This window comes from Bifidobacterium avesanii, from assembly GCF_009299475.1.
In the GTDB taxonomy this organism is placed as follows: Bacteria; Actinomycetota; Actinomycetes; order Actinomycetales; family Bifidobacteriaceae; genus Bifidobacterium; species Bifidobacterium avesanii.
Genome location: NZ_WBSN01000014.1, coordinates 44780 through 69833 on the forward strand (window position 1 = coordinate 44780; position 25054 = coordinate 69833).

Annotated in this window: 15 protein-coding genes; 8 read left to right on the forward strand and 7 right to left on the reverse strand. The window is 67.3% G+C overall.

Annotated elements, in window-relative coordinates; all coding sequences use genetic code 11:
• Window positions 1-28: 28 nt before the first annotated feature.
• The gene (locus DSM100685_RS07795; protein WP_152350781.1) at window positions 29-1087 is read right to left on the reverse strand and encodes an alpha/beta fold hydrolase; all 1059 of its coding nucleotides are present in this window, start codon (window positions 1085-1087) and stop codon (window positions 29-31) included.
• A gap of 39 nt (window positions 1088-1126) precedes the next feature.
• Window positions 1127-3613, reverse strand: coding sequence for an alpha/beta fold hydrolase (locus DSM100685_RS07800; RefSeq protein WP_152350782.1), 2487 nt, complete (start codon window positions 3611-3613; stop codon window positions 1127-1129).
• A 339-nt stretch (window positions 3614-3952) separates the two neighbouring features.
• On the opposite strand from DSM100685_RS07800, the gene DSM100685_RS07805 reads away from it, so the two are divergent.
• The 7 genes from DSM100685_RS07805 to pknB are packed head-to-tail and all read left to right on the forward strand — an operon-like array spanning window position 3953 to window position 13195.
• On the forward strand, window positions 3953-4654 hold the full coding sequence (locus DSM100685_RS07805) for an FhaA domain-containing protein (protein WP_152350783.1): 702 nt from the start codon (window positions 3953-3955) through the stop codon (window positions 4652-4654).
• A gap of 28 nt (window positions 4655-4682) precedes the next feature.
• On the forward strand, window positions 4683-5237 hold the full coding sequence (locus DSM100685_RS07810) for an FHA domain-containing protein FhaB/FipA (protein WP_152350784.1): 555 nt from the start codon (window positions 4683-4685) through the stop codon (window positions 5235-5237).
• A gap of 6 nt (window positions 5238-5243) precedes the next feature.
• Window positions 5244-6887 carry a PP2C family protein-serine/threonine phosphatase gene (locus DSM100685_RS07815; protein ID WP_152350785.1) on the forward strand — a complete coding sequence of 548 codons (1644 nt, stop codon included), beginning with the start codon at window positions 5244-5246 and terminating at the stop codon, window positions 6885-6887.
• A complete protein-coding gene (locus DSM100685_RS07820) occupies window positions 6884-8452 on the forward strand; it encodes an FtsW/RodA/SpoVE family cell cycle protein (protein WP_152350786.1) in 1569 nt (522 codons plus the stop codon). Before DSM100685_RS07815 ends, DSM100685_RS07820 begins: the two co-directional genes overlap by 4 nt.
• Complete coding sequence (locus DSM100685_RS07825) at window positions 8449-9906, forward strand: peptidoglycan D,D-transpeptidase FtsI family protein (RefSeq protein WP_152350787.1); 1458 nt, start codon at window positions 8449-8451, stop codon at window positions 9904-9906. The genes DSM100685_RS07820 and DSM100685_RS07825 overlap by 4 nt, the downstream gene beginning before the upstream one ends.
• Window positions 9903-10859 carry a serine/threonine-protein kinase gene (locus DSM100685_RS07830; protein WP_152350788.1) on the forward strand — a complete coding sequence of 319 codons (957 nt, stop codon included), beginning with the start codon at window positions 9903-9905 and terminating at the stop codon, window positions 10857-10859. The genes DSM100685_RS07825 and DSM100685_RS07830 overlap by 4 nt, the downstream gene beginning before the upstream one ends.
• On the forward strand, window positions 10856-13195 hold the full coding sequence (gene pknB / locus DSM100685_RS07835; protein WP_152350789.1) for a Stk1 family PASTA domain-containing Ser/Thr kinase: 2340 nt from the start codon (window positions 10856-10858) through the stop codon (window positions 13193-13195). The genes DSM100685_RS07830 and pknB overlap by 4 nt, the downstream gene beginning before the upstream one ends.
• A gap of 728 nt (window positions 13196-13923) precedes the next feature.
• Here pknB and DSM100685_RS07845 read toward each other — a convergent pair.
• From DSM100685_RS07845 to DSM100685_RS07865, 5 genes are all read right to left on the reverse strand, one after another.
• On the reverse strand, window positions 13924-20166 hold the full coding sequence (locus DSM100685_RS07845) for a 3-keto-alpha-glucoside-1,2-lyase-like domain-containing protein (RefSeq protein WP_152350790.1): 6243 nt from the start codon (window positions 20164-20166) through the stop codon (window positions 13924-13926).
• A gap of 255 nt (window positions 20167-20421) precedes the next feature.
• A complete protein-coding gene (locus tag DSM100685_RS07850; protein WP_163201036.1) occupies window positions 20422-21480 on the reverse strand; it encodes a LacI family DNA-binding transcriptional regulator in 1059 nt (352 codons plus the stop codon).
• A 5-nt stretch (window positions 21481-21485) separates the two neighbouring features.
• Window positions 21486-22130 carry an anthranilate synthase component II gene (locus tag DSM100685_RS07855; protein ID WP_152350792.1) on the reverse strand — a complete coding sequence of 215 codons (645 nt, stop codon included), beginning with the start codon at window positions 22128-22130 and terminating at the stop codon, window positions 21486-21488.
• Between the two features lie 44 nt (window positions 22131-22174).
• Window positions 22175-23281, reverse strand: coding sequence for a class E sortase (locus tag DSM100685_RS07860; protein WP_152350793.1), 1107 nt, complete (start codon window positions 23279-23281; stop codon window positions 22175-22177).
• Window positions 23281-24168, reverse strand: a complete 888-nt coding sequence (locus DSM100685_RS07865) for a DUF881 domain-containing protein (protein ID WP_152350794.1) — start codon at window positions 24166-24168, stop codon at window positions 23281-23283. The genes DSM100685_RS07860 and DSM100685_RS07865 overlap by 1 nt, the downstream gene beginning before the upstream one ends.
• A 98-nt stretch (window positions 24169-24266) precedes the next feature.
• On the opposite strand from DSM100685_RS07865, the gene crgA reads away from it, so the two are divergent.
• Window positions 24267-24707, forward strand: coding sequence for a cell division protein CrgA (gene crgA, locus DSM100685_RS07870; protein WP_152350795.1), 441 nt, complete (start codon window positions 24267-24269; stop codon window positions 24705-24707).
• Window positions 24708-25054: the final 347 nt, after the last annotated feature.

The window sequence follows — 25054 nt, forward strand, 5'->3', positions numbered from 1 at the left end:
CGTCGATCGATTGACAGACGTTGTGGAACTACAGCGCGGCGGTGACGGGGTCGTCGAAGAAGTCGAGGATGCGGTCGAGGTAGGGGCCCAGCACGGCGTTGGGCATGCTGAACAGCTCGTGCAGCGAATCGGGCACGCGGACGAGCTCCACCTCGCAGCCGCCGTCGCGCACCAGCGAGGCGAAGCGGTCCTGCGGCTGGTTGAGCACCCAGATGTCGTGGTCGGCCTGGAACAGCAGGATCGGCGTCTCCACGTTGGCGCACGCCTCGGGCCGGCTCACCGCGTGCGAGAGCCGCAGCGCCTGGCGCACCCATTCGAACGTGGCCGCGTTGGTCTGGCGGTGCTCGTCCTCGCAGCGCAGGTGGTGGAACCAGCGCACGCGGGCCTCGGAGGCGCCCCTGTGCTCGCTCATGTCGAGGTTGTTCGGGTCGAACGGCCCCTGCCCGAACACCACGTGCCGGCTCAGGCCGAACGCGCACATGCCCTCCGCGAGCACGCGCGCCACCCCGTTCGGCATGCCGGTGGCGGGGGCGATCATGGGCGCGGACAGCACGGCCCGGTCGAACAGCGTGGGGTACTGCTCGAGCACCGCCGCGCCGATCCCGCCGCCCATGGAATGCGCGTACAGGTTGAGCGGGCTGCCGCCGGCGTACTGCTGGCCGATGGTTCCCGCGAAGGCGGCCAGATCGGAGACGTAGCGCCGCCAGTCGTCGATCCACACGAGGGACTTGTCGTCGAGGTCGCGCACGGACCGGCCGTGGCCGCGGTGCTCGAGCACGCACACCGAGTAGCCGGCGAGCAGGAAGTACCACACCATCTCGGCGTATTTGGCGGCGAATTCGGTGAAGCCGTGGCTGATCACGATCGCGCCGCGGAACGTGGCGTCCGCGCCGGCCACCTTGATTGCGTCGAAGCGGGCGGCGTCGTAGCACACGTAGTGCAGTCTGCCGCTTGTGGGCGCCGGGCCGAGGCCCTTGGGCTCCGGCGGCTCGAACCAGCCTTCGTCGCGGCATGCCTCGAGCGCCGGCAGCACCTTGGTCTCCATCTCGTGGCGGTAGTCGTTCTCGTCGATGAGCGTGATCTGCATGCCTCCAGCGTAGCGCAGGGCCGTTGGGGCGCGGCGCGCTCAGCGCAGGCCGAACGCGTCGTACAGGAAGTCGCGCTGGAGCGTGAGCAGGTTCTCCGCCACCGTCTCGTCGTTGGTCATATGCGTGATGCCCGTGAGCGGCAGGTAGGTGTGCGGGCGACCGGCGGCCATGAGCGCCTGCGAGAGCTTCAGCGAATGCGCGATGGTCACGTTGTCGTCCGCGAAGCCGTGGATGAGCATGAGCGGGCGGGTGAGCTTCGGGGCGTCCTGCACGATGCCGTTGCGCTCGTACACCTTCGGGTCGAGGCCCAGATAGCGCTCGGTGTAGTGCGTGTCGTACAGCGTCCAGTCGGTGGGCGGGGCACCCGCGCAGCCGGCCTTGACCACGTCCGGAGCGTCGAGCACGGCCAGCGCGGAGAGGAAGCCGCCGTAGGACCAGCCGATCATGCACACCTTGTCCAGATCGGCGTCCGCGGCCTCGGACACGCCGGTGAGCGCGCGCACGGCCTCCACCTGGTCGGCGAGCGTGACGTCCTTCATGTTCTCGAAGATCGCACGGTCCCACTTCGGGCCCCGGCCGGTGGTGCCGCGGCCGTCCGCGGTGACCACGATGAAGCCCTGGTCGGCCCACCACTGCGACTCCCAGTAGTAGCCCTGCTGGAGCACGACCTGCTGGAATCCGGGACCGCCGTAGGGCTTGAGGAGCACGGGCAGCCTGCCGCCGTTGGCCGCCTTGATCCGCTCGGCCATCTCGCAGCCTTCGGACGGGCGGGTGATGGCGGTGTACAGGCGGTGCTCGCCCAAGCGCACGAACGTGGTGTTGGGCGTGAATCCGGGCACGGCGGCGTCGTTGGCGACCTGCGCGCGGGCGGTTTCGCGGCCGTCCGCGTCGGTGAGCACGTGGACCATCTCGCCCCTGGCGTCGCCCATGCCGCGGCCGGAGACGACCGATCCGCGCGCGCCGCGGGACACGTGCCAGACGCCGGGCCTGCGCGTGACGGGCGTGACCGCGCCGTCGTAGCCGAGCGAGACCACGTCGAAGCTGCGGGCGTCGTGGTCGTCCGGGTCATCCCAGCCGTCCTTGCCGTCCGCGGCGTCGGCGGCGTCGGCGATCGGGCCGGTCAGGTCGGGCTCGCGCTGCACCACGGCGAGCACGTCGCGGTCGGTCACCGCCAAGACCTCGCGCACGTTCCAACCGGCGGGCGTAAACGGCTCGCCGTCCACCGTAAGGCGGTTGGCGTCCGCGGCCATGTCGTTGAGCGGGCAGACCAGACGGCCGTCCGGCGTCATGGCGGGCGTGCCGGGCACGAGGTCGATCCACTGGTCGTTGTGGTGGGATTCGAGCACGGTGGTCTCGCCGGCCTCGTCGGCGTCCAGATCGGCGTTGACGGCGAGCACGCGGTCGTTGCGCTGGCAGCGGTCCTGCACGAGTACGATCGGCCCGCGTCCCTTGGGCCAGCTCACGGCGGCCACGTACTCGTAGGCGTCGGAGTCCCAGCGCACCTCGGCGGTGGAGAAGCCGGCGCAGGAGCCGTCCCCGTCGAGCACCAGCTCGCCGATCGAGAGGGACACGTCGGCGTTGCGGGTCAGCGCGCGCGGGTAGCGGCGGCCCTCGGCGGGACGGTCGGGGTGGGTCGGGTCGCTGATGTACCACATCGGCTCGTACTGGGTGTCGAACATCTCGAACAGGATGTGACGCGAGTCAGGGCCCCACCAGAAGCCGTCGTAGCGGTTCATCTCCTCGCCGGCCACGAACTCCGCAAGGCCGATCTTCCATGTGTTCTCGGCCTCGTCGTCCTCGGGGCACACGCCGTAGAGCGTGACGATGCGGTCGGCGGGCTCCTCGCCCTCGCCGCTGTCCCCGCCGTACAGGCCCTCGGACAGGGCGGCCTCCATGGCGTCATCTTCCACGAACACGCCGTCGGATTGGTCGCCGGCGGGCTCTTCGGACTCGACGGGCACCGCGTCGTCCCAGTCGGCGATCTCCACGAGCATGAGGTGCTCGCCGGTGGTGTACAGCACGCGCCGGCCGTCGGGGCTGATGCGCGGGTTCAGGACCGGGCCGGTTTCGCCGTCCACCGCGCACAGCTGCCGGGTGCGGGCGGACGGTTCGGGCTCGCCGGTCTCCCCGCTTCCGCCCGAGATTTCGGTGAGGAACAGCTGGCCGTTGATGGTGAAGACCACGCGATCGCCGGCCGCGTCCACGGAATAGCCCACGATACCGGCGCCGCCCTCGCGCGCACGCTCGCGGCGGGCCTTCTCCTCGGCCGGCACGTCCTCGTTGTCCGCGTCGGCGAGCAGATCGCGCGGGTCCGCCAGCTTGGTTTCATGATGCTCGCCGGACGCGTCGAACCAGCTCAGCCACAGGCTGGTGACCAGATCCTCCTGACCGTCGGAGCGCAGGAACAGCGCGCGTTCGCCGTCACCCAGCAGCTTCGCGGAGCGCGGCGCGGCGCCTTGGAACCGCAGGGTGCGCGCACGCTTTCGGGGGAATTGCCGGATTGCCTCATCGATCGCACCGCTCATGGATGCCGCTCCTTCGTCTCGCTGGCCTCGGACGGGCCTCGAACATGGATACGGCCCACGCTAGCACCGTGCCGCACTCATTCCGCTCACTTTGCGCACCGGCTCCCGTGGATTGAGCGAATCCAGTGCCGGAAGGCGGCGGACAGGCGAATCCGGACAAATTCGGGGGTGAAATCCGGCCGCGTTCCCCACCGGGCGCCCATTCGCCCGGCGTGGCGTGCCGAAAACGGGGCGAAAATAGGCGGATTGCCCCGAATACTTGCAAGTGTTTCACAAGACGAATGCCACCCGACCGCCAACCCGCGTACCATTGAATGCAGTATGAAGAAAGGGAGTACCATGAGCTTTCTCGATCGTTTTGAGAAGAAAGTCGAAGGAACTGTCAACGGCGTCTTCGCGAAGTTCGGCTCGAAGGACCTGCAGCCGGTCGACCTCTCAAGCGCCCTCGAGCGCGAGATCGACGCTCAGGCCATGCCCGTGGGCCGCGACCGCACCGTGGCCCCGAACGAGTACCGCTTCAAGCTGAGCACCCCCGACTTCGACCGCATCGAGTCCTGGGGCAGCGAGGCCATGGCCAACGAGCTGGCCGACAACCTCACCAAGTACGCGGAGAGCCAGCACTACGCGTTCATCGGCCCGGTGGTGGTGATCTTCGAGGAGGATCTGGACCTCGCCAAGGGCGACTTCCACCTGTCCTCCGAATCCGTGCAGGGCAACGCCGCGCCCGTCACCACGCCGAGCGAGACCAAGGACTGCCCGGTGCTGGAGATCAACGGCCGCCAGTACCTGCTCACCGCGCAGCAGACCACGCTGGGCCGCGGCTCCAACTGCGACATCGTGATCGACGACCCGGGAATCTCCCGCAAGCATCTGGAAATCGACATCACCGACAAGGGCGTGATCGCGCGCGACCTCGGCTCGACCAACGGCACGTACGTGGAGGGCCATCAGGTGCCCGCCGCCACGCTGCTGGACGGCAACACCATCACCATCGGCCGCACGCGGATCCTCTACTGGGCCTCGGCTCAGGAGCAGGAGTAAGCCCTCAGGGCGTTCGTAAGGTCCCATCATGACCGAGTTGACGTTCGCGCTCCTCAAGTACGGGTTCCTCGTGCTGCTGTGGGCGTTCGTGTGGCTGGCGGTGCACTCCCTGCATCAGGACATCGCCGCGTTCAGCCCCAAGCCCTCCCGTTCGCGCCGCAAGCGCGAGCGTGCGGCCCGTCGCGCCGCGGAGGCCCCCGTCCCCGAAGCGCAGGCATCCGCCCCCGCGCCCCGCAGCCACGTGTCCGCGCGCAACGCGGGTTCCGCCGCCGACGCCGACGCCAAGGGCGCACCGGCTCTGCTCGTGGTGATCGACGGCCCGCTCGCCGGCGCCACCGTGCCCCTGAGCGGCGAAGCCATCACCATCGGCCGCGCGGCCTCCAACACCGTGGTGCTCAACGACGAGTTCGTCTCCGGCCATCATGCACGCGTCTACGTGGACCCGACCAGCGGCCAGTGGGCCATCGAGGACCTCGGCTCCATGAACGGCACCGTCGTCGCCGGCCAGCGCATCGGCGCCCCCACCATCCTCCCCGCCCGCGTGCCCGTGCGCATCGGCGCAACCACGCTGGAATTGAGGTAGTCGCCCATGCCGGATTCCTCACAGCTTTTCCTGTACTCCACCACCGTTTCGGACGTGGGCTACGTGCGCAGCAACAATCAGGACTCGTCGTTCGCCGGCGAGCACCTGATCGCCATCTGCGACGGTATGGGAGGCCATGCGGGCGGCGACACGGCGTCCACGATCGCCATCCGGTCCCTCGCGCACATCGAGCACGACGACACCACGAACGACGTGAAGGCCGTGGCGGACATGCTCGAGGCGTCCGTGCTGGCCGCGCACGACGCGATCGTGGGCAAGGCCCGCCGCGAGCGCAAGCTCTCCGGCATGGGCACGACCGTGACCGCCGTGGCGCTGGTGGGCGGCTACTGGGTGATGTCGCACATCGGCGACTCGCGCGCCTACCTGCTGCGCGACGGCAACCTCATGCACATGACGCAGGACCACAGCTACGTGCAGCATCTCATCGACACGGGCCACATCACCCCGGCCGAGGCCAAGAACCACCCGCAGCGCAACGTGGTGATGCGCGTGCTGGGCGACTTCGACATCGACCCGCGCCCGGACATCATGATCCACGCGGCCAAGCCGGCCGACCGTTGGTTGCTGTGCTCCGACGGCCTGTGCGGCGTGCTCGCCGATTCGACGATCGCGCAGACGCTCGCCTCCGTGGCCGACCAGAACGAATGCGCCCAGCAGCTCGTGCAGATGGCGCTCAAGGCCGGCAGCACCGACAACGTGACCGCCGTGGTGGCCGACGCGACGCTCGCGCTGGACGCGAACGCCTTCGACCTGCCGCACCAGACGCCGCTGATCGGCGGGGCCGCGAGCGCGAGCCTCGAGCCGATCGCGGACATCATCGACAAGCCGGTCGCCGCCGCGCCCAAGCTCAAGGAGTCGGGCAGCTCGCCGGCCAGCCGCGCCGCCGCGCTCGTGCAGGCGGCCGAGCACAAGACGCCGGAGAACGGCGGACAGCCCGCCGCGGGCGCCGACGCCGGACAGGCGAGCGCCGACGTGCAGCGCGTGGCGCAGCCGGCGGAGACCCGCGCGGAGACCGGCGAGATGCAGGTGCCGGACACCGGCGAAATCCCCGTGATCATGAAGCGCGACGGCCGCATGACCGACGACCCGTTCGACCCCGACGTGGTGGACGCAATCCAGCACGACCACCGGACCCGCGCCCGGCTCAAGCACAACCGCAGGCGCCGCGGGCGCGCGTTCGTGACCTTCCTGCTCGTGCTCGTCGCGGTCGCGCTCGGCGGCGGCGCATACGGCACGTACCGCTGGAGCCAGACCCGCTACTACCTGGGCGAGGACTCGGGCATGGTGGCGATCTATCAGGGCGTGCCCACGAACATCTTCGGCTGGCAGCTTTCGCACGTGGTGGAGACCACGCACGTGCCGCTGGACGATCTGCCGCAGAACTGGCGCGACCAGCTGCGCCAGGGCATCGCCGTGGACAGCCTCGACGCGGCCCGCGAGCGCGCCCGGTACGTTGCCGAGGAGAACCTCAGCATGCAGCAGGCGTCCGCCTCGCCGACCGCCTCCGCCTCCACGTCCACGTCCGCATCGGCGGACGCAACCGCGAGCACGGGCGCCTCCGCGACGCCGTCGGACGCCGCGTCCCCCACGGCGTCGCCCTCCTCCACCGGGCAGGTGAGCCAGCAATGACCGGCACTCGTCTTCGCCAGCTCGCGCTCCTGCTGTTTTCGTTTGCGATCGTCGGGCTGGGCTTCTTCCAGATGTTCCAGCGCACCGAGGGCGGCATGCCCGCGGACTTCACCGTGCGCCTGCTCATCGTGGCCGCGCTGTTCGTGGTCATGTGGGCCCTGCTCGCCCGCTTCCAGCCGTACGGCAGCCAGACGCTCATCCCGTGCGTGATCCTGCTCACCGGCATCGGCGCGATGGTCATCGCGCGCATCGACGTGGCGCAGAACACGTCCGTCGCCTCCCGCCAGCTGCTATGGCTCATGGTCGCGCTGGCCCTGGGCTGCGTGCTCGTGGTGTGCCTCAGGGACTACCGCGTGCTGCGCCGGTTCTCGTACGTGAGCATGGTCGTGGGCCTTGTGCTGCTGCTCGCCCCCATGCTGCCCGTGCTCGGGCACGAGGAGGGCGGCTCGCGCATCTGGATCAAGATCGGCTCCTACACCATGCAGCCGGCCGAGTTCGCCAAGCTGTTCCTCGCGTTCTTCTTCGCCGCGTATCTGTTCGACCACCGCGACCAGCTGGCTGTGGGCGGCAAAAAGGTGCTGGGCTTCCGCCTGCCGCGCATCAAGGACCTGGGGCCGATCATCATCGTGTGGGCCGTGTCCATGGGCGTGCTCGTCCTGCAGCGCGACCTCGGCACCTCGCTCATGTTCTTCGCCATGTTCGTCTCCATGCTGTACGTGGCCACGGGCCGCAAGAGCTGGATCGTGCTCGGTCTGGGCGCGTTCGTGGCGGGCGCGTTCGTGGCGTCCACCGTGTTCAGCCACGTGGGCAACCGCATCACCGCATGGCTGCACCCGTTCGACCCGGACGTGTACAACGCCGTGGGCGGCTCCGAGCAGATCGCCAAGGGCGTGTTCGGTCTGGCCGCCGGCGGGCTCGTGGGCACCGGCCTCGGGCAGGGCCACCCGTACATCACGCCGCTGAGCTTCTCCGACTTCATCTACGCCTCCGTGGGCGAGGAGCTCGGACTGGCGGGCGTGCTCGCGGTGCTCATGCTCTACCTCATCATCATCGCCACGGGCATGGTGACCGCCATGAAGATCAAGGACGGCTTCGGCAAGCTGCTCGCCTCCGGTCTGGTGTTCACCATGGCGTTCCAGGTGTTCACCGTGGTGGGCGGCGTCACGCTGGTCATCCCGCTCACGGGCCTGACCCTGCCGTACATGGCCGCCGGCGGTTCGAGCCTGCTGGCCAACATGCTGCTGCTGTCGCTGCTCGTGGTCATCTCCAACGCGGCGAACAAGCCCCAGCCGGACACCACGTCCGACGCCTTCCAGTACGAGGCGCTGGCGGTGCTGCGCGAGCAGGAGGTCAAGGAGCGCGCCGAGCAGGTGAAGAAGCAGCAGGAGCAGAACTCGCTGGCCACGCAGGTGATCGCCGTGCGCCCGCCCGCGCCGCGGGACGGAGAAATCCGCGACGACGGGTACGACGCGGACTACGGCACGGACGACGGGTACGACGACCCGATCGGCGACACGCATGAGCAGCCGCGCATAGAGGACAAAGACGGGAGGAACGGGCAATGAACAAGTCGCTTCGCCAGCTCTTCACCGCCGTCATCACGCTGTTCGTGGTGCTGGGCCTTTCCAGCACGGTGATCATGGCCTTCCGGGCCGACACCCTCAACGCCGACGCGCGCAACCGCCGCGGACTGTACGCCGAATACGGCACGCCGCGCGGCTCGATCCTCGCCTCGGACGGCACGGTCATCGCCCAGTCCGACCCGGTCAGCGACTCGTTCAAGTACCAGCGCGTCTACGCGGACGGCGCCACGTACGCGGCCGTCACCGGCTACTATTCGATCACCAGCCGCTCCGACCGCGGCCTTGAGGCCTCGCGCAACTCGCTGCTGTCCGGCCAGTCGGACAGCCTGTGGCTCGACCGCATCAAGTCGCTGTTCACCGGTTCGGAGACCAAGGGCGCCAGCATCGAGACGTCGATCAGCCCGGCGCTGCAGAAGGCCGCCATGGAGGCGCTCGGCGACAACGAGGGCGCGGTGGTGGCCATCGAGCCGAGCACCGGCCGCATCCTCGCCATGGCGAGCACCCCGAGCTACGACCCGAACCCGCTCGCCGCGCACGACGGCACGTCGGCCATTAGCGCCTACCAGACCGCCGTGAACGCGCAGGGCAACCCCATGCTCAACCGCACGATCAGCGAGCACTACCCGCCCGGCTCCACGTTCAAGGTGATCGTGGCCGCCGCGGCGCTGGAGTCCGGCCAATACCAGTCGGACACCATGATCCCGGCCGGCTCGAGCTACACGCTGCCCGGCACGGTGACCAACCTGACGAACACCACGTCGCAGGCGGCCGGCTCGAACGGGCAGATCAGCCTCAAGGACGCGCTCACGTGGTCCAGCAACACCGCGTTCGCGCAGCTCGGCGTCAAGCTCGGCAACGCGACGATCGGCGAGCAGGCGGAGAAGCTCGGCTTCGACAAGCCGATCACCGTGGACGACTCCGGCTCCGGCGACACCGCGATCACCGCCACCGCCTCGCAGTTCCCGAACACCAGCAGCGACGACAAGCTCGCGCTGGCGTCCATCGGGCAGGGCGACACAGTGATCACGCCGCTGCAGAACGCCCTCGTGGCCGCGGCGGTGGCCAACGGCGGCAAGCTTATGAAGCCCACGCTGGTCGACCGCGTGCGCGGGGCGGACCTGAGCGTCATCTCGGAGACCAAGCCGACGGTGATGAGCCAGGCGTTCTCGCAAAACACCGCGAACGCGCTCAAGGATATGATGTCTTCGGTGGTGAGTCAGGACGCGCCCAGCCTGCAGCTGAGCCAGGGCGTGGCCGCGAAGACGGGCACCGCGCAGATCGGCAACGGCGACCGGATCGACGGCTGGACCATCGGCTTCGCGCCCGCGGACAACCCGAAGATCGCGGTGGCCGTGGTGATCCACAACGTGAGGGGCTTCGGCGTGAGCACGGCCGGCCCTGTGATGAAGAGAGTGATGCAGGAGGCGCTGAAATGAGACTTGTCGAAGGTCAGCTCATCCACCGGCGCTACCGTCTGGACAGGCGTCTGGCGCAGGGCGGCATGGGCGAAGTGTGGAAGGGCTACGACATCCAGCTCGACCGTCCGGTGGCCATCAAGGCGCTGCGGCGCGACACGCAGGACACCGAGGCCAAGCTCAAGCGCCTGCGCGCGGAGGCCCACAATTCCGCCAATCTGGCGCATCCGAACATCGCCGCGCTGTTCGAGTACTACGAGCACGACGGCATCGGCTTCCTCATCATGGAATACGTGCCGAGCAAGTCGCTGGCGGACATCTACCACGAGCGCGGGGCCATGCCGGCGCTCGAACTGCTGCCGATCCTCATCCAGACCGCGCGCGGCCTGTTCGTGGCGCACAGCCACGGCGTGATCCACCGCGACGTGAAGCCGGCGAACATCATGGTCTCGGACAACGGCGAGGTGAAGATCACCGACTTCGGCGTCTCCTACTCCACCAACCAGGTGCAGATCACGCAGGACGGCATGGTCGTGGGCACCGCGCAGTACATCTCCCCCGAGCAGGCGCAGGGCCTGACCGCCACGCCGCAGTCGGACATCTACTCGCTCGGCGTGGTGGCGTACGAGGGCCTCGCCGGACACCGCCCGTTCACCGGCGCCACGGCCGTGGACATCGCCGCCGCGCACGTGAACGAGCCCGTGCCGCCGCTGCCGGACGGCGTGGACACCCAGCTCGCCCACTTCGTCATGGCCATGCTCGAAAAGGACCCGAAGGACCGGCCCACCGACGCGCTCATGGTCGCGCGCACGCTGGCGAAGATCGAACGTCGCCTGCTGGATCAGGAAACGCCCAACACCGAGATGATCCTCGGCGCGGGCAAGAAGCTTCCCCGTATGGTGGTCAGCGCGCCGCACAGCGCGCGGCTGCTGAACGCCGCCGGGGCAAACATCACTCAGGAGGTATCGCGATGAGCGCACTCACTCCCAACACGCTGGCGAACGGCCGATACCGTCTCGACCACGTGATCGGCCACGGAGGGATGGCCGAGGTCTACATGGCGCTGGACACGCGCCTCAACCGCACGGTGGCCGTGAAGATCATGCGTTCCGATCTGGCCAACGACTCCATCTTCCTCGCCCGCTTCAGCCGCGAGGCGCAGTCCGTCGCCAAGATGAACAATCCGAACATCGTGTCCATCTACGATTCGGGCGACGAGCTGTTCGCCACCGACAACGGCCAGAGCGAGCGCGTGCCGTACCTCGTGATGGAGTACGTGCAGGGCCAGACGCTGCGCGACATCATCAAGGCCAACGGCCCCCTGAGCCAGCGCGACGCCGAGCAGGTGATGCTGGGCGTGCTCAACGCGCTCGACTACTCGCACCGCATGGGCATCATCCACCGCGACATCAAGCCGGGCAACATCATGATCTCCGACCAGGGCATGGTCAAGGTGATGGACTTCGGCATCGCCCGCGCGCTAGACGACTCCGCCGCCACCATGACCCAGTCGCAGGGCGTGGTGGGCACCGCGCAGTACCTCTCCCCCGAGCAGGCGCGCGGCGAAAGCGTGGACGCCCGCTCCGACCTGTACTCCGCCGGCTGCGTGCTGTACGAGATGCTCACCGGCCGGCCGCCGTTCACCGGCGACTCCGCCGTGGCGATCGCCTACCAGCACGTCTCCGAGGTGGCCACGCCGCCGAGCACGCTCGTGCCGGGCCTGCCGACCATGTGGGATTCGATCTGCGCCAAGGCCATGGCCAAGGACCGCATGAACCGCTACGCCACCGCCGCGGAGTTCAAGAACGACATCCTGACCTTCATGAACGGCGGCATGCCCGTGGCGGCCGCGTTCAACCCGCTCACGGACCTGAGCAACATCAAGGCGCGCAAGGCCGAGGAGACCGCCGCGGAGACGCAGGCCACCGGCACCGCGACCATGGCCATGCCGCCCGCCGCGGACACCGCCGCCACCACGCAGGCGCTCGGCGCGCCCATGCAGGCCACGCAGACGTTCAACCCGATGACCGGCCAGTTCGAGACCGTGCCCGGACCGGCCAACGCGCAGACCGGCACACTGCCGCAGACCCGCGCGGCACAGCGCGCCGCGTCCAAGAAGAAGGGCAAGCGCAACACGGTGATCGGGATCATCGTGGGCCTGCTGGTGCTCGCCGGCATCGTGGCGGGCGCATGGTGGTACATGACCCGCGACACCACGAAGTACGTGGCCGTGCCGCAGCTGACCGAATCCATGACCGAGGCGCAGGTGCGCAACGCGCTGGCCGCGGTGAACCTCAAGCTCGACAAGCAGGAGGACACCGACTCCTCCAAGCCGGCCGGCACGCTCACCAAGCAGGATCCGGCAGCCGGCACGCAGGTGGCCGAGGGCAGCTCCGTGAAGGTCTGGTTCTCCGCCGGCCCGGCCAGCCAGCAGGTGCCGTCCGGACTCGAGGGGCTCGACCAGGACGAGGCGGCCGCGAAGCTGAGGGCCGCCGGATTCACGGTGAGCCCGTCCAACAAGACCGAGGACAGCGCCACCGTCGAGAAGGACAAAGTGACCCGCACCTCGCCCGCCGCCGGCGAAAGCGCGACCAAGGGCTCCGCGATCACGCTGTACATCTCCAACGGCATGACGACCGTGCCCGACTGGACCGGCAAGTCGCAGACCGACATCACCAACGACCTGCGCACCAACTACCCGAAGTTCAACGTGTCCATCCAGCAGGAGGCGTCCGACACCGTGGCGTCCGGTTCGGTCACACGCACCTCGCCCGCCGCCGGCACGCACGTGGCGCAGGACGAGAACATCACCGTCTACGTGTCCACCGGCAAGGAGCAGATGAGCATGCCGAACGTGGTGGGCAAGACCGTCGCCGAGGCGCAGCAGGAGCTCAACGGCTTCCAGATCACCATCTCCGGTGCTTCCGACTCCAACGCCAAGGTGACCGGCCAGAACCCGTCCGCCGGCTCCACCGTGGAGAAGGGCTCCGCGGTCACGCTCACCACGCAGGCCGCGAAGACCGCCGTGCCGTCGTTCACGTCCGGCAAGACCACGCTCTCGGAGTACGAGGCGATGCTGCAGGACGCGGGCCTGAAGATCAAGGTGAGCGGCTCTTCGGACGCCAACGCCATCGTGACGGCCGTGAGCCCCACGGGCAGCGTGGACGCCGGCTCCACGGTCACCGTGACCACCAAGGCGCCCAGCTCGTCCTCCACGTCCGGTTCCGGCAGCGGTTCCACGTCCGGGTCCGGCTCGTCCACCTCGGGCTCCGGGTCCGGCAGCTCCACGGGCGGCTCGAATTCGAACTGAGTCTGCCTGTGCGGGTCGGTCTGCCGGCCGTGCGACCGCCGGACCGACGACTCGTACGGCATTGAAACCATGCGTGACACTGGATCCGCTCAATCCTCGCTGTTCGTGGTGGGGATTGAGCGGATCCAGTGTTTTATCGCTCTTTCCGCCCTCTACCGCACTGGATTCGCTCAATCCGTGGCAAACGTGCGTCAGATTGAGCGAATCCAGTGTCTGAGAGACGGCAGGACGGGACTCCGGCACTGCATCCGCTCAATCCGCAACATCTGCACTGCGGATTGAGCGGATGCAGTGCATAGGAGCCGGATTGCGCGCACGGTCACCAATTGATCCTGCTCAATCTGTCCCTTCCAAACCGCAGAGTGAGCGAATTCAGTGCGCCGAACCGGCTTGTTGGCTTGCCACGCACTGATCCTGCTCAATCCGCAGCCGGCCAATCCGCGGAAAGAACGCCCGTTCAGCGGGCCACGTTCGGCTGCAAACCGACGGACTTGGCCACCGCGTTGGTCTGGCCGCACACGGCGAGCCAGTTGGCAAACACACCGTTCCGAGCGTCGGCCGCGTGATGCCTTTGTTCCTCGCCATAACAAGTGCGGAACGCGCCGATCGGAGACCGGCCAATGCAACGGAACGCAACGAAAAGGAAAAGGACGGCGGTTCGGTCACGCTGCATGCATGGCCGAACCGCCGTCCCAGGAAACAGAAGTCGTGGAGTTATCTGGCTATGGCTACTCCTTCCTGCTGCGACGTGCCAGCGTGAGAACGGCACCGGCAGCGATCATCACGGCGGCCGCTGCGGCAAGGCCCAGCACCGAGGCGCCGGTCCTGCTCAACTGAGTGGGCTGCTGCTGGGTGCCGGCGTTCCGGTTCTTGTTCTGATCCTTGGCGGCCGGCTGCGCAGCGTTGTTCTGATCCTTGGACGGCGCCTCTCCGGACTGGTCGTCCGCGGAAGGCCGCTGATCCTTGGAGGGCTGATCGGCAGGCTGATCAGGCTGCTGCGGATTGTTGCCCTCCGCGTTGGCCCTGACCAGCGCGCCGGCGGCCTGCACCAGACCGGCAGCGGCATCGGCGACGTCCTGCTGCGTGGCGTCCCCGTTGGCAAGCACGTCCTGCGCGGTCTTGAGGGCCGCGGCGAATGCCTTCCACGAGTCGGCGGTGTAGTCGGACTCGGTCAGCTTGGCGCCTTGCTCGACGGCGGCCTTGAGCGCCGTCTTGTCCACGGCGGCCGGCTGCTCGGGCTGGGGCTGCGGGTTGGGCTGCGGTTCCGGAGCCGGCTTGACCGTCTTCAGCGCGTTCTGGGCGGAGGCCAGCGCCGTAGCGGCGGCATCCACCTCAGACTGCGTCGGAGCGGCGGAGCCACCCTGCTGGGTGCGGGCGAGCACATCCTTCGCGGCCTTGAGCGCCTTGGCGAACGGGCTCCACGTCTCGACCGTGTAGCCGGACTGCTTGAGCGTCTCGGCACCCTTGACCACCGCGGAAAGCGCATCGGTCTTCAACACGGCGACAAGCGCTCCCTGCGTCTCGACAAGCTTCGCGGTTGCGGCGTTCACCTTGGCCTGATCGGCCTTCGCATCGGCGGCAACCGACTTCGCGGTGGCCAAAGCTTCGGCGAACGGCTTCCACGAGTCGGCGGTGTAACCGGACTCGGTCAGCTTGCCGGCGGCCGCGATGGCGGCATTGAGCGCGGTGCGGTCGGCTTCCGGCTGCGGCGTGGGCTCGGGCGTGGCGGATTCGGCCTTGAGGCCGGTCCACGCGGAGACCAGACCGGTCAGCGCCTTGGACACGTCCTTCTGCGTGGCGTTCTTGTCGGCGAGCACGGCCTCGGCGGCCTTGATCGCGTCGTTGAATGCCTTGACCGTTTCGGCGGTGTACCCGTCGGTCTTGACGGCCTTCGCATCGGCCACCACCGCGGTGAGCGCGGTCTTGTCGACCGGCGTCGGCTCGGGCTCGGGGGACGGAGCGGGAGCCTCGGCAAGCGCTCCCTGCGCATCAGCCAGAGCCTTGGCCGCGGCGTTCACCGCGTCCTGCGTGGCATTCGCGTCGGAAAGCACGGTCTTCGCATCGGCCAGCGCCTTGGCGAACGGCTTCCACGAATCAGCCGTGTAACCCGCTTCGACCAGCTTGCCGGCGGCATCGACCACGGACTGCAGCACGGTCTTGTTCACCGGCGTCGGCTCGGGTTCCGGAGCCGGGGCCGTGACCAGATCGTTCTGCGCCTTGAGCAGCGCCAGCACGGCGGCATTCACGTCCGCCGAAGTGGCATCGTCATTGGCGAGCACGGTCTTCGCATCAGCCAAAGCCTTGGCGAACGGAGCCCACGTCGCGGCCGTGTAATCCGCTTCGGCCAACTTGCCGGCCGCGTCCACAGCGGACTGCAGCACGGTCTTATCGGTCTTCTTCGCCACGGCCAGCCAAGAGATCACCGGCTTCTCGGCACCGGCGCCCTCGTTGGTCAGCACGTATTCGACGGTGGCCGGCTCGCTCAGGGTGAAGGTGAGCGAGGCGTCCATGGGCGAATCGGCGGCGGTCAGCGGCACGGAGCCCTTGGAGAGCTCCTTGCCGTTGGCGTTCACGGTGTGGTTCATGGTGCGTGCGGTGACGCTCGGCCAGAATTCCTTGAATCCGGCGGTGAGCGTGTAGGTGCCGGCGTCCAGCGGCAGACGGTAGATCTGCTTGGTGGTTGCCTGCCACAGACCGGTCGCGTACTTGTCGCCCAACTGCGCGGCGCCGTCGGCGTAGGTGTTCGTGCCTTCCGCCACGTAACCCCACTGATCGTCGGACTCGGAGGCCTGGTCGACCTTGTCGTTCTTCAATGCCACGGCGTTCTTCACCGCAAGGTACTGCGGGGAGTCGGCGCCGTTGGTGCCGGAATCGATGTAGTAGGTCAATCCGTCCGGGATCACCTCGTAGTCGGCGGTCACGGCGGTGCTGTTGGCGTCACCGGTGAGGTGGACCGTGTCGTAGGCCTTGAGACCGGTGGGTGCGGCGCCCCAGGTGACCGGGGTGTCCACGCCGTCAATCTTGACGGTGGTGGGCAGTGCGCCCTTGGCGGAGATCGCACCCTGCAGACCCAAGGCCTCCGGAACGGCGCGCACGTACACCATGGCGAGACGCGCATTGTAGCCGGAGGTGCCGTTGGTGCCGAACTCGACGTTCACTACGGACTCGTCCTTCACCTTGACGGTGTGGGTGATGGCCGTGGCCTCGCCGTTGGACGTCACGTTTTGGCGGGCGCTCAGCGTGCTGCCGTCGGCGGCGGTGACCTGCGAGTAGACGTTGGTCTGCTGGCCTGCGCGCGGCGCCTGCACGGTGACGATCTCGTAGCTGCCCTTGGGCAGGGTCAGATGGTAGGTGACGGGCTGGTTGTAGTTGGCGCCCACGTAGGAGGAGCCCCAGTCCTTGGCGTCGCCGGCGGCGACGATGTTCGCGTCGCTGGAGTAGCCCCAGTCCTTGCCCTCGTCCGTGCCGTTCCAAGTCTGGTCGGCCTGACCGTTGCGCAGGTCGGGGAACAGGCCCTTGACGTTCCCGTACGCGGAGTCCGCGGCGGAACCGGTCGAACCGGAGTCCACGAAGTAGACGAGGTCGGTCGGCACCACCATCACGTTGACGGTGAAGCGCTGGTACACGTCGCCGATCTTGTCGGCGGTCAGGCCGGTCAGAGTGGTCGTGCCGAACGCCTTCGGGTCGGCGGCGGCCACCTTGGAGGCGGCTTCCGGATCGTCCCACTTGACGGCGTGGTCAACGCCGTCGATCTTCAGCGTCCCGGGCAGCTTGGCGTCCGGACCGGCGAGGGTGACGGTGCCCAGATCCTTGACGTCCTCGCTCACGTGCACGTTGACGAGCGCGTTCTGCGCGGCGGTCAGACGGGCGGCCAGCGCGACGGCGCCCTCCGCGTCCAGACCGTAGGCGGACGGGTCGGCGATCGCGGCCTCGGCGTCGGCACGGACCGCGGCGAACGCAGCCCAGCCCTCGGGCTTGTAGTCGGCTTCCGACAGGTCCTTCGCGGCGTCCACACCAGCCTTGAGGGCCGTCACGTCCACCTTGGAGGAGTCCGCGTTGGCGGTGATCACGCTCACGGTGTCGATGTTGAACTGGTCGGCGGTGGCGGTCTCGATGCGCACGGTGTGCTTGCCGTTCTTCAGACCGCGCAGGGTGAACGCGGTCGGCGCGGTGTCGCTGGACCATTGCGTCGGGGCGTTCGCGGCGATCAGCTGTCCGTCGACGTACACATTGAGCTTCGCCTTTCCGCCGGAGTTGGAGCCGTTGAGGTCAAGGCCCGTGCCGGTGAACTCATACTCCATGGCGGCGCCCTGGCCGGTGCTGTTGGAGATGGTGCGCAGGTAGACGAACATGCCCTGGGCGTTGAAGTGGTTCCACTTGTCGTTGAACTTGAGGACCGGGGTGTCCACGTTGTCCCAGCTGGTCTGGTGCATGTCGTCAATGAGGGCCGTGGCGTACGGGGTGTAGCCGGGCACGGTGGTGACGGCTAGATCGTCGAACTGCACGTTGTTGAAGCTGGAGCCGAGTTGGATGCGGCCCGCGGCCTGCGCGGACGTATCGGTGTAGGAGGTGACCTCCACGCCGTTGACGAGCACTGTGTACACGTTGCCCGCGGCCTTGACCGCGATGGTGTTCCACTGGCCGGCGCCGGCCTTCCAGTTGACGCCCGCCACATCGTTCAGATTGCCTTGGGAGATCACCCAGTTCATGCGCTGGAACGACCAGGTGCCGTCCGGCCGAACCTTGAGCTCGCCGGAGGACATGTCGGTGCCGCCGGCGTTGCCGCCCTGCTGGCGCACGCCGATGCTGGCGTACTGTCCGGCGGCGTCCGTCTCGAAGCGAACCTTGACGGAGGCGGTGTAGTTCATCCAGCGGTTGTCGCCGATGGTGGTGCGCGGGTCGCTGTCCACCCAGGCGCCGCCCTTCTGGTCCGGCCCGATCTGCTGGCGCATCACATGGCCGCCGTCGGACTGTTTGACGATCTCGAACGCGCCGTTGGTATCAGTGGTGTAGCGGGCCGTGGCGCCGGTATCGCCGCCGCGGGATTCGAGGTACCCTTCGCCGGAGTCGACGAGCTTGCCGCTCTTCGGATCGAGGGTGAGCACGTTGCCATAGCCCTTGTACTCGAAGTCGTCCGCGTATAGATAGTCGTCGTTGGTCACGCCCTGCTTGGCGCCGGTGGAGTCGGTGTCGAGCACGTCGCGTCCGCCGTTCTCCGAGGTGTATTCGGGCGAGGCCTTGGCCTTGCTCAACGAATCGCCCACCTTGCCGGAGTTGAGCGTGGTGGCGGTGAGGATGGACCACGGCTTGACGGTCACCGTGTAGGTGCCGTCCGCGTTGGGCTGGAGTTCCTCACGCAGCTTGAGGTAGTTGGCCGCGTAGGACTCGCCCGAGCCCTTGTCCGCGGACCGGGTCTCCCACAGCTCCATCGTCTTGTCGGCGCCCAGGTCGAGGTCCTCGGCCTTGATGTTGTAGGTCTTGGCGTACTTGCTGTCGTTGACGATGACGGTGGAGAAGTCCTTCTTGTCCGGGGAGGCCAGCGTGGTGTACGAATTGGCGCCGCCACGGGAGGAGTTCGCGTCCGACCCCTTCCCCGGGGGATTGCCGTCGGTCAGATCGCTGCCGGAAGCCTGCGGGATACCGCGCCAGATACCGTTGGCGGTCGGGTTCGCGGGGTCGGTCTCCCAGCCGGTCTTGGCGAATTCGGTGAAATGCTGAAGCACCGCCACGCCGCCGTCGTAGTAGATCCAGCCGCTCCACGGGTCGCGTGCGTTCACGACCTCCTTGGAGGAGTACTGGAAGCCTTCGTAGAAGGAGCCGATGGCGGGCTGCCAAATGCTCAGCGTACGGCGGGAGTGGTTGAACCCGGTGCTGATCCAGTTGGCCATTTCCAAGGCGCTGTAGATGCCGCCGAAGTCCGTGCCGTCGCCGGGCGAAGGCTCGCCGGAGTCCGAGTTCATGGTGTTGTTCGGACGGTCCGCGGAGGCGGAGAACGTGGACTGCGCCTCGGAGTTCCACACTTCCTTGTCGGCTTCGTCGGCAAGGCGCTTGAAGGTGTCGGCCGTATCGTCGCCGGTGCCGTAGTGGTAGCCGACGACGTCCACGTCCTTCATGAGCTGCGGATCGGAGTACATCCACTGCTGGCTGCTCCACAGGTACGCCTCGTCGCCCATGATGATGCGAATGGCGTTGAAGGCCTTCCTTTCCTCGTCGGACTTGAAACCGGCGTTCGGGTCATCCTCGCCGGTGCCGATGAAGCCGTCGGCGTCGTTCTGCACGCGCTCGGCGAAGTCCTTGATCCACGGGGCGACCTCGTCGTACTGCTTGTACCGCTCGTTCACGGCCGGGTTAACCACGTCGACCATGTACCCGTATTGGCGGTAGACGGCCAGAATGGTGTTCTTGTACCACTTGTAGATGTTGTCCTGGCTGGCCTTGTCACCGGCCTCGTTGTCCCCCACCCAAGCCGGGGAACTCCAGCGCAACAGGCTCACGTTGACGTTGGGGTTGACCTTCTTGGCGTCGGCGGCCAGCTGGAAGCCGGGCTCGCGTGCGACGTCCGGGTACTCGTCCGCGGTGCGCATGGTGGCGACGTTCGGGCCGGTGGAATTGTTGCGATCGTTGCCCATCTCCACCTTGACGGCGTTCATGATCGGGTGCTCGCCGCCGAACAGGAGTTGGATGAGCTCCCAATACTTGTCCGGGTGCTGCGCCTTGTAGTCCATGAGCAACGAACTGGTGGCGTTGCCGCTCAGCGCTCCGAATCCTTTGTAGGTCAGGCCGTTGCGGTTCCTGGCCGCGGCTTCCACGTCCGCGCCCTTGACCGTTACGTTCACCGGATCGGTAGGCGCCGCCACGGCCGCGGTGCCCGCGGTGACGAACGGCGTGAACATGGCCACGGCCGCCAACGCCATCGTGAGCTTCTGCGGGAGCCTGTGGCCACCGCCGGATTGCCCTTGTGCTTGTGTCATTTCATCCTGCTTCTCTTGGAGGAATCTTCTTCATGGATCGCCCGGAGTTGCCGACGGCATTGTGGCATCGCGGACATCGCACCCCATATGTCGCTGCCCTCATCTCTCGAAACGTTTAAAAGCCGTGGAGCGCTACGGCCTTCCCGTTATCAGTTCTCTGCTTCTGAATGCCGGACGTTATCGGCCTGCATTCGACTTTTATATTAAACGTTTAGAACAGTAAAGGCAAATTCGGTCGTGTTTGACCAGTAATGATCAAACCGCCCTGCGGCCCTCCGCCACGGCGGGGGCGGATTCCCGGCACACGATGCGATGTCCCACCGTCACCTGCACGGGCGTGGCCCTGCGGCCCTCCTCGATCTGAACGATCAGCGAATCCACGGCCCGCTCCGCCACCTCGCGGCGTCCCACGTCCACCGTCGCCAGCGACGGAATGGTGCACCGGCACTGTCGAACGTTGTCGAAGCCGATCACGCGCACGTCATCCGGCACCCGCAGCCCGTAGTTGGCCAGCCGGCGGATCACGCCGAACGCCATGGCGTCGTTGCCGACGACGATTCCGTCGGGATCGGCGTGCATGCCCAACAGGCCGCTGACGGCGTTGGCACCTTCGTCCTCGTCCCACATGAACGCATTGCGCACCAGCCGATCGTCGAACGCAATGCCGGCCGCCTCCAACGCGCGGCGATATCCTTCCAGACGTCGCACGCCCACGGGTCGCCCGTAGCCCGTCAATCCCGACTGCGCCCCGATGAACGCGATACGACGGCATCCGGAATGCACCAGATGCATGGTCGCGTCGAACGCCGCCCGCACGTCGTTCACAGCGAATTCGGGGCAGATTGGGTCAAACGGGTGATGGCCGACCAGCACCAGCGGGTAATCGCCGTCGAGCTGGCCCTCTTCGCCGGCCTTCATCGCCGTGGGCGTCATGATCAGACCGTCCGACATGCCACAGCGCACGGTTTCAATGCCGGCCACACGGCCGCGCCGGAATCCCGCCGATTCCACCATCACCCGGTATCCGCGCCGGTACGCGACGTCGATCACATGCTCGGCGAGCTCCGCATAGTATGGCTGCTCAAGGCTCTGCACCGTCAGCGTGATCATGCCGGTGCGCCCGGTCTTCAGGGTGCGGGCGGTGGAATTGGCCACGTACCCGAGCTTGTCGATCGCAGCCTGCACACGCGCCCGGGTGACGTCCTTGACATACGGTTTGCCGCTCAGGCAGTAGGACACGGTGGCGATGGAAACGCCGGCCTCCCGCGCCACATCATGCAGGGTGACCCTGCCGGTTCTGCGTTGCGCCGCCACGCCGCCTACTTCGCCACGTTCGGCTGCAGGCCGATGGACTTGGCCACCGCGTTGGTCTGGCCGCACACGGCGAGCCAGTTGGCGAGCAGGCGGTAGCCGTCCTGCGTCATCACGGATTCGGGGTGGAACTGCACGGCGTACATGGGTTTGCCCTTCACACGGAGGCCCTGCACAATATGGTCGCCCTGCGTCCACGCGGTGAGCTCGAGCGTGTCCGGAATGGAGTCCGGTTCCACGGCGAGCGAATGGTATCGGGTGGCGGTCATAGGGTTGGCCACGCCGGCGAAGATCTCGTCGTCCACATGCTCCACCGGACTGGTCTTGCCATGCATGATGGTGGGCGCGTGGCTCACGGTGGCGCCGTACACCTCCGCGAGCGCCTGCATGCCCAGGCACACGCCGAACATGGGCTTGCCGGTCTTGGCGCACAGGCGGATCATGTCCTCGCTGGCGCCGGATTCGGCCGGGGCGCCGGGGCCGGGGCTTATGAGCACGCCGTCGTAACCGTCGATCACGCCGGGCTTGGCCGGGTCGATGGCGTCGTTGCGCACCACGTCCACGGTGGCGCCGAGGGTCTTCAGATACCCGACGATCGTGTAGACGAACGAATCGTAATTGTCGATGACGAGAATGCGCGCGGAATCAGTCATACCGCACACCTTACCGCACCGGCGTTACCCGTTTCCCGCCGCCGTCACTCCACGGACACGTAGGCGCTCATGAGCTGGAACATGGGCACGTTGCTGGCCAGCCACGGGAACGCCCACTGGAAGAGCGCCACGGCTCCGGCGAACGCCAGTATGGCCACGAGCAGCAGCTGGATCACGACCGGCCCGGGCTGGCGCCGCAGCAGCCAACCGTACAGGCTGGCGTCCGGGCGCGGCCGCTCGCCCTCGCGGATGCTGCGCAGGGCCGGGTAGCGCCACGCCACGAGCGCGGCGAGGTAGATCACCACGTAGGCGATCATGACCCACATGAGCACGTCCGTCAGGGAGCTGACGCGCGCGAACACGGACGGGGTCTCCTGCACGGCGAACTTCACCTGACCGGACGAGTCGGTGGCGGCGAGCTCCTTCGGCACCCCGTCGGACACCTTGGCCCAGTAGTCAAGCTCACCCCAGCTGATCCAGCGGTGGGTGGCCGGCGTCGGGCTGTAGCGCGGCTCGCAGGTGGTCAGCGTGATGTACCGGTGGGTGGGCGTCGCGCCCACGTTGAACGGGTCGGGCGACACCACGGCCACGTCCTCCGGCACGGTGATCTTGTACTTGGTATAGCGGTAGACGTACCAGTAGTCCTGCGTGCGGATGATGATCGGGTCGCCCTCCTGCAGCTGGTCCACATAGGCCAGCGGTTCGCCGTAGCCGCCGCGGTGGCCGGCGATGGCGAAGTTGCCGATCTGCCCGGGCAGCTGCGAGGTGGGGTAATGCCCGAGGCCGTGCTTGGCGAGCTGCTCGGCGCTGATGCCCTCGACGATGTTGCGCTGCCAGTTGAGGCCGAAGCGCGGGATGTACAGCTGCGCGACGAGACTGCCGTCGGTGACCACGCTGGGCTGCACGGGCGGGTCGCCCTGCTGCGGCTGGGCCACTTGGGTACCGCTGCCCGACGAGGCGGGATCGGACCAGGAGACCGTCTGGCGGGTCTCCATCTGCGTGCGCTCCGCCACCACGCCGGTCCACCACAGCTGCCATGCGATGTACAGCGCGCACACCGCGGCCAGCGTGAGCAGAATTTCGCCTATCACGCCGAGGATCGAGAATCCCACGCTGCGCTGCCGCGTGGGAAGAACGCCATGTCGAGCCATTATTGCTTCGCTCCCGTCTCGCCGCTCTGGGCGTCGTCGGTTCCCGCGGTCGTTCCCGCGGATGCACTCGCGCTGGGGCTAGCGCTGGCGCTCGGGCTGGCGGATGGCACGGCCGTCGCGTACTTGAGCTGCTGCAGCTGCGAGGAGGTCTTGGGAAAATCAAGCTGGTCGACGGTTTGGACCTTCCAGCCCAGGCCGTACACCCTCACGTAGTCCTTGTAGATCTTGATGGCCTCGGAGTCGTTGAGGGCCTTGAGCATGCCGGCGGAGGGGCCGATCGCCGACACGGTGTACGGAGGCGCATACTTCTTGTCCTCCAACAGCAGGGTGTTGCCCACGCAGCGCACGGCGGTGCTGGCCAGCACGCGCTGGTCCATGATCATCATCGCCTCGGCGCCGCCGTTCCACAGCGCGTTCACCACGGCCTCGATGTCCTGCTGGTGGATCACGTAGGCGTCCACGTTCTTCGGATCGTTCGCCGCCTGCTCCCTCAGCGGGGAGTCGTCAAGCGTGACGGTGATGCCGGGGCCGGTGACCGCCTTGAGCGTGGCGCCCGCGCCGGCGTCGTCCAGCGATGAGGAGGAATCCGACGAGGAAGACGACGGGGACGACGGGGACGATGACGCGGAATCGGACGAACCGTCGGAGATCAGCCCCTGCAGCGTGTCGATCTGGTTGCTCAGGTCGTTCACCTCGCCGCTCAGCTGCTGCATGCGGTTGGCCTGCTCCTCCACCAGCCCGGCGGTGTCCGACGCATAGTATGTGGTGCGGTTGGCGCGCACGTTGATCACCAGCAGATAGCCGGTCATGGCCAGAATGAGCACGACGGCCACGGACGTGAGCCACGAGCGCCTTACGCCGTGCCGACCGGTCTTTCTGCGTGCCATGAGCCCCTGTCCCCGTCCTGCCGCCGTGTGCGGCCGTGTTCCGCCTGTTCGAGTCTAGCCACTACTATGACTACTAGCCTACTAAAGGAGACAAGCACATGGCAGAGCAAGAACTGCATGAAACCGAGGCGAAGGCGCAGAAAGACTGGGAAGCGGACGTCGCCGATGAAGCCAAGGGCGAAAATGCGGATGCCGAGGACAACGCGGCCAACGACGAGGAGTACGGCGTCTCGATGGACAAGGTCGAGGCGATCCTCAACGCCACTGCGGACAAGGCCGCTCTGAACCCGCAGATGCAGCGCATGATGCAGCGTCAGGCGGAGAACACCAAGCGCGTCGAGGAATCCATCAAGGGCACCAAGGCGAACCCGGGCTGGTTCGTGCCGCTGTTCTGCGCGCTCATGATCATCGGCCTGATCTGGGCCGTGACCTACTACCTGACCACCGACTACCCGATTCCCGGCATCGGCGCCTGGAATCTGGCCATCGCGTTCGCCATCCTCATGGTCGGCTTCCTCATGACCATGTGGTGGCGGTGATCGCAGCGGTTTTCCGCCTTTCGGTTTTCTTTCGACCGGCCGTCGTACGCGGATGATGCGTGCGGCGGCCGGTTTTTGTATGCGGCGACTATGCGGCGACCGTGGTCCGGCAGTCTGATGGCCGCACCGGAATAGTGGAAGGCCCATGCGGAACTCGATTCGCTCAATCCGGCCATCGCCTTTCGCGGATTGAGCAAATCCAATGCGCTACGGCTCCCAAGGGGGTGCGGACGAAAAGTTGGACGCTTTGGCGTCCGGATTGGAGTCCGCAATGTACCGCAAGGACGTCAAGCGCATGGTCGTCGGCCTGTTCTACGACGACCGCATCAACGCGCCCGAGATCATCC